The sequence below is a fragment of the Mesorhizobium sp. M2C.T.Ca.TU.002.02.1.1 genome (assembly GCF_003997225.1).
This window is the reverse complement of the sequence record NZ_RZTO01000381.1, coordinates 1-5,670: the sequence shown is the minus strand read 5'-3', so window position 1 is coordinate 5,670 and position 5,670 is coordinate 1. Positions and strand designations below refer to the sequence as shown.

At 60.4% G+C, this 5,670-nt stretch carries 7 protein-coding genes; 5 read left to right on the top strand and 2 right to left on the bottom strand.

The genetic code is table 11. The annotated features are described in order from the left end of the window. Both EOD07_RS19880 and fixJ read left to right on the top strand, forming a co-directional pair. A partial coding sequence (locus EOD07_RS19880) for an ATP-binding protein (RefSeq protein ID WP_127236682.1) occupies positions 1 to 461 on the top strand: 461 nt, incomplete at its 5' end. Beyond that, positions 451 to 1,062: a response regulator FixJ gene (fixJ, locus tag EOD07_RS19875; protein WP_073986280.1), complete on the top strand. Its 612-nt coding sequence runs from the start codon at positions 451 to 453 to the stop codon at positions 1,060 to 1,062. The genes EOD07_RS19880 and fixJ, both read left to right, overlap by 11 nt. Positions 1,063 to 1,489: 427 nt before the next feature. Here the strand turns inward: fixJ and EOD07_RS19865 are convergent, their stop codons facing one another. Then, complete coding sequence (locus EOD07_RS19865; protein WP_127236679.1) at positions 1,490 to 2,242, bottom strand: SDR family NAD(P)-dependent oxidoreductase; 753 nt, start codon at positions 2,240 to 2,242, stop codon at positions 1,490 to 1,492. A gap of 384 nt (positions 2,243 to 2,626) precedes the next feature. Here EOD07_RS19865 and EOD07_RS19860 point away from each other — a divergent pair, with 384 nt between their 5' ends. Next, a complete protein-coding gene (locus EOD07_RS19860; RefSeq protein WP_073986283.1) occupies positions 2,627 to 3,169 on the top strand; it encodes an Hsp20/alpha crystallin family protein in 543 nt (180 codons plus the stop codon). A gap of 159 nt (positions 3,170 to 3,328) precedes the next feature. On the opposite strand, the gene EOD07_RS19855 is transcribed toward EOD07_RS19860, so the two are convergent. Further along, positions 3,329 to 3,529, bottom strand: a complete 201-nt coding sequence (locus EOD07_RS19855; RefSeq protein ID WP_127236678.1) for a hypothetical protein — start codon at positions 3,527 to 3,529, stop codon at positions 3,329 to 3,331. A gap of 245 nt (positions 3,530 to 3,774) precedes the next feature. On the opposite strand from EOD07_RS19855, the gene hemA reads away from it, so the two are divergent. Both hemA and EOD07_RS19845 read left to right on the top strand, forming a co-directional pair. Then, complete coding sequence (hemA, locus tag EOD07_RS19850) at positions 3,775 to 5,052, top strand: 5-aminolevulinate synthase (RefSeq protein ID WP_127236677.1); 1,278 nt, start codon at positions 3,775 to 3,777, stop codon at positions 5,050 to 5,052. An 83-nt stretch (positions 5,053 to 5,135) separates the two neighbouring features. Continuing rightward, on the top strand, positions 5,136 to 5,564 hold the full coding sequence (locus tag EOD07_RS19845; RefSeq protein WP_245470314.1) for a DUF2267 domain-containing protein: 429 nt from the start codon (positions 5,136 to 5,138) through the stop codon (positions 5,562 to 5,564). Positions 5,565 to 5,670 lie beyond the last annotated feature (106 nt).

Genomic DNA, 5,670 nt, shown 5'->3' with positions numbered 1-5,670 from the left:
TGCCTTCTCTGATCGAAGACGCCTCCTCGCTTGCGTTGGTGGGCGCCAGGGAAGCGGATGTGCGTGTCACCTACGAGCTTGATCCGGCTGCCGAACTTGTTTTGACCGACCGTATCCAGATCGAGCAGGTGTTGCTGAACCTGATGAGAAACGCGGTGGAGGCAATGCAGGGTGCGCCTCGCCGCGAGCTGCGCATCGTAACGGCGGCCCGGCACGACGGCATGGCGGAAGTTGGCGTGATCGACACCGGGCCGGGCCTTGCGCCGGAGGTATCGGCCCAGCTCTTCCAGCCTTTCGTCACCACCAAGAAACAGGGAATGGGCGTGGGGCTGTCCATTTGTCGCACTATCGTCGAGTCGCATGGTGGGCATATCTGGGCTGAGGCTCCGCCCGGCGGGGGCACCGCGTTCCGGTTCACCTTGCGCGCCGTCGAAAAGGAAGAGGTTACCCGTGGCCAGTGATGTCGTGCATGTGGTCGACGACGATATCGATGTGCGCAAGTCGCTGGGTTTCCTCCTTGCGACAGCTGACTTTGCCGTGCGCCTCCATGAATCCGCAACCGCATTCCTGGCAACGGAACCGAAGGAGATCGAGGGTTGCATCGTCACCGACGTGCGCATGCCTGGCATAGACGGCATCGAGTTCCTTCGGCAACTGAGGGCGCGCGGCCATGCCGTCCCGGTCATCGTGATGACGGGGCACGCGGATGTTGCCCTTGCCGTCCAGGCGATGAAGGAGGGAGCTGCCGACTTCATCGAGAAGCCGTTCGATGACGAGGTGCTGATCGAGGCGATCCGGTCGGCCGTGGACAATCGCAATCATGCTGTTGCCACGCATCCGCAGGCAGCGGAGATCCGCGGGAACCTTTCCAAGCTCTCGGAGCGCGAGCGCCAGGTGCTCGACGGGCTTGTCTCCGGATTGCCGAACAAGACGATCGCCTATGATCTCGGCATCAGTCCGCGCACCGTTGAGATCCATCGTGCGAACGTAATGAGCAAGATGGGCGCCGGCAGCCTGTCGCATCTGGTGCGCATGGCTTTGATAGCCGATCCGAAGAACTAGTCCCCAGCACAGGGACCGGTCGGCTCTGTTTGCGCTTGGCATCGCACAAATGCGGCTAAAACAAAGAGATAGAGCGGTTTGGTTTCCGTGAAACGGTGAACGCGCTCTAGGATTGCCTTAATGTGAATTCTGCATCGGATCCCAATCACTTTTGTCGGGATCCCACGGACGCCAATGGGTTGGATGGACGTCGACTCGTGCGCCGGTCGCGGCATTTTTCCAGCCCATCGGCTCTTTCCTGCAAGGGAAGACGAGCACGTGCACACCGTCCTGGTCAAAGACAGCCAGTTGAAGGTTGGGGCCGGACGGTGCGCTCGCAATGGGATTCCACATTGAGCTATTCTGATCCAAGGAATGGCCTGACGCTTTGATTTTAGTCATTTCTTGAGCGACGCCACTTTCCGCCGTGCATCGGGCCTTTGGCGGATCATCTTGCCGTGTATCCACCGTCGATCAGGTGATAGCTGCCGGTTATGAAGTTCGCCTGATTTGATAAAAGGAAACAGGTAAGCGCGGAGACTTCCGCAGGCGTACCCAGCCGACCGGCGGGGTGCAATTCTGCAAGCCCTTCTATCACGTCCGGTTCAAGATTCCTTGTCAGCAGCGGTGTGTCGATGAAGGCCGGGCCGATGGCATTGACACGGATGTTTTGCGTGGCGAACTCCATCGCCGCCACCTTGGTCAGTCCCACCAGCGCATGTTTGGTCGCTACATAGGCACAAGCCTTCGGCCTTCCGACCGAGCCCAAGATCGACGACATGTTGACGATGGCCCCACCCTCTCCCGTCTCGAGCATGGCGGCAATCTCGTATTTCAGGCCATAGAAGACACCGTTGAGATTCACATCGATGATCTTGCGCCAATCCTCCAGCGGATAATCGGCCGTGGTTTCGCTTGGCCCGCCGATGCCGGCATTGTTGACCGCGAGATGCAGCCCGCCGAACTTCTTCACGGCGAAGTTGACCATCTTTCTGACCGACTTGGCGTCCGCCACATCGACCTCGAAGGCGAGCGCACTCCCGAGAGTGGATGCGATCCGCGTAACGGTATCTACCGCTGAGGAAAGGTCGATATCCGCGACGACGACATGCGCCCCGCGGCTGGCCAGGTCCAGCGCAATGGTCGCGCCAATTCCCGATCCGGCCCCGGTGACGATCGCCGTTTTGCCTTTGAAATCCATGGCGCGACTCCGTTGATGGGGTAGCTAACTAGCGATCGTCGTCGCGCATTGCCTTGACTGCCGTCAAATCGGGATCAGGATTGTTTGCCGCGCATCGTCATTGATGTTCGCGCCGATTCAACCCTTCGCCTTGTTTGACACCGATCAAAGATCGCCGCCCGTAGCAGTGCTTTGCTGCAAGCCTCGACAGGCCGGGCATGAATGGCCACGCGGGCGTGACGATCCGCGCCAAACGCGAAGATCGCGAAGTGGTGGACCAGTCTAGCGAGGACGCCTGCCGAGTGGGTCCGCTGGCCTCGGCTCTAACGCCTTGTGGCAATCCTGGGTTGGAGGAGCAGAGGCAGCGGCGCCTGCGATCAAACTGTTCTGTCTATGGAGAGTATCATGGCTGAAGCCGCCACCAAACTGCCCGTGAGAACCGAAAAAGCAGCTCCCGCATCGCCAAGATCGGACAACTGGACGACGCCGTTCGAGAGTTTGCGCCGCGAAGTCGATCGGCTTTTCGATGACTTCCATCCCTTCGATTTCCGGTTGCCTTCTTCCCGCTCGTTTTTCGGCCGTCACCTGCCCGCGTTCCACGACGCTGCCTGGCCGGTAGCACCGGCGATGGACTTGGTCGAAAAGGCCAATGGGTTTGAGATCACCGCCGAACTCCCGGGCATCGACGAAAAGAATGTCGACATCAAGCTCGCCAACAACGTCCTGACCATCAAGGGCGAGAAGAACGAAGAAAAAGAGGAAAAAGAGAAGGACTACTATCTCTCGGAGCGGCGCTATGGCTCCTTCCAGCGATCGTTCCAGTTGCCTGATGGAGTGGATGCCGACAAGATCGACGCCAGCTTCGCCAAAGGCGTGCTGACCGTGAAGCTCCCGAAGACGGCGGAAGCCCGGAAGGCTGAGAAGAAGATCACCGTCAAAGCCGCCTAAAGCGTGTCTGCCGAAAGTGGGTCCGGTTTCGGGACAAAGACATGCTTAAATCAAAAACTCAAAGCAGGTCGCGTGAATCCTTCTTCACGCGACCTGCTTTAAGGCGGCGAACCACTCCCCAGTGCATCGGCAGTTGCACTGGGGAGCTTTTGCCTGAGTTTACGTTGGTCTATGCGATCCGTCGGGCTTCGAAGGAGCATTCGGCTCACTTTTCGTGTCGGCCTGATGCTCTGCGATTTCGAGCTTCTGTCTCTCGCGCGCAAGCAAGTCCTCAATGATCCGCCGCTTTTCAGGGTCGCTCTCCCGGGCGAGCAAATCCTGGAAATGGACAATATTAGCCAGCGCGATGAACCGATCCACGGCAGTCCCTCGAATTGTCGCTGAGACCCCTTGAGCTTACACCGGGCGCAGCCGGCATCCTACCCCGGTTCGTTCACATTCTCCCGACTTCCAGACTCTGACGTCAGGCAAGGCTAATCGGCGACGTCTTGCCTGTGTTCAAGAATTTGACCTAGCTCAATGTGAAAACCGCGCCTTAACGGCAAAAGCAATCGAAGAACCTTTCGCGGCTATGGCTTGCTTCTCTTGGACAGGGGACTTCGGACATGAATTACCAGCGGTTCTTCGAGGATGCGATCGACCAGCTCCACGCCGAGCGTCGCTACCGCGTCTTCGCCGATCTCGAGCGCATGGTGGGCAAGTTCCCGCGCGCCATCTGGCGTTCCAACGGCCGCGCCCAGGAGATCACCGTCTGGTGCTCCAACGACTATCTCGGCATGGGCCAGAACGAGGATGTGATCGCCGCCTTCCAGACCGCGGCCGGCAAGATGGGCTCGGGCGCCGGCGGCACCCGCAACATCTCCGGCACCTCCAACCCGCTGGTCGAGCTCGAGCATGAGCTGGCCGACCTGCACGACAAGGAAGCAGCCCTCGTCTTCACCTCCGGCTTCGTCTCCAACGAGGCCTCGATCTCGACCATTGCCAGGCTTTTGCCCAATTGCCTCATCATCTCGGACGAGTTGAACCATGCCTCGATGATCGAGGGCGTGCGCCGCTCGGGGGCGGAAAAGAAGATCTTCCGCCACAACGACGTCGCGCATCTGGAGAGCCTGTTGCAGGCGGCGGGCCGAGAGCGCGCCAAGCTGATCGTCTTCGAAAGCGTCTATTCGATGGACGGCGACATCGCGCCGATCAGACAGATCGTCGAGCTCGCCGAACGCTACAACGCCATGACCTATATCGACGAGGTGCATGCGGTGGGCATGTATGGACCGCGCGGCGGCGGCATCACCGAGCGCGAGGGACTGGCCGACCGCATCGACATCATCCAGGGCACCTTGGCCAAGGCCTTCGGCACGCTGGGCGGCTACATCAGCGGCACCAGCGCCGTGATCGACGCGGTGCGTTCCTATGCGCCGGGCTTCATCTTCACCACCGCGCTGCCGCCGGCGATCGCCGCCGCCACCACCGCCTCGATCCGTCATCTGAAGCGCTCGCAGGCCGAGCGCGACGCGCAGCAGCGCCAGGCGGCCCGGACCAAGCAGGTGCTTGCCGCCGCCGGCCTGCCGGTGATGGAATCGGCCACCCATATCGTGCCGGTGCTGGTCGGCGATCCCGAGCTTTGCAAGATGGCGAGCGACCGGCTGCTTGGCGTGCACGGCATCTACATCCAGCCGATCAACTATCCGACGGTGCCGCGCGGCACCGAGCGGCTGCGCATCACGCCAACCCCCTTCCATTCGGACGCGCTGATCGCCGAACTGCAGGACGCGCTGGTCGAGACCTGGGATGCGCTGGGCATTCCCTATGCCGGCTCCGGCCGTCCCGTTGTCGCCGAGACCGACCGCGTCGTTCCTTTGCTGGTGAGCAACGCCGGCGGTTAGGTCCAGGGCGTAAAACTTGATCCGACGCAATGCGCGACGGCGTCCAGCAAGCGAAAATAAAAACCGATTGAAGGATGGCAAAGATGACTCGCTCTGTTTCACACACGTCCCTTATCCATGCCGCCGAGCAGGCGCAGCAATGGGTGAACGAGCTCGCCAGGGATTTGGATTGGAACGAACAGAGCGCTTTTCGGTTATTGAAATCAGTGTTGCATGCTTTGCGCGACTGGCTATCGCCCGAGGAAATGGCCGATCTATCTGCTCAGTTGCCGACGTTGATCCGAGGCATCTATTTCGAAGGGTGGAACCCGGCCGAACCGACTTGGGAACGAAAGAAGCGCGACTTCGTCATCTGCGTCCGCGACGGCTTCGGCTACGAGCCGGAGATCGACGTCGATAAGGCTATCGGAGCGGTGTTCAGGCTCCTCGACCGGCATATCTCCCACGGCGAAATCATCCAGGTTCGAAATTCGATGAAGAAGTCGCTGCGCCAACTCTGGCCGGAGGGATGACCGATGTTTCGCGATCGCCAAGACGCGGGGCAAAAGCTTGGTGCCTCGCTGGAGCGCCTCCAGCTGCAGGATCCAATCGTACTCGCCTTGCCGCGTGGCGGCGTTC

What these genes read in the sequence shown, in the direction of transcription:
- EOD07_RS19865 (WP_127236679.1), bottom strand. Translation starts at nt 2,242, where the DNA reads ATGGATTTCAAAGGCAAAACGGCGATCGTCACCGGGGCCGGATCGGGA.
- EOD07_RS19860 (WP_073986283.1), top strand. Translation starts at nt 2,627, where the DNA reads ATGGCTGAAGCCGCCACCAAACTGCCCGTGAGAACCGAAAAAGCAGCT.
- hemA (WP_127236677.1), top strand. Translation starts at nt 3,775, where the DNA reads ATGAATTACCAGCGGTTCTTCGAGGATGCGATCGACCAGCTCCACGCC.
- EOD07_RS19845 (WP_245470314.1), top strand. Translation starts at nt 5,136, where the DNA reads ATGACTCGCTCTGTTTCACACACGTCCCTTATCCATGCCGCCGAGCAG.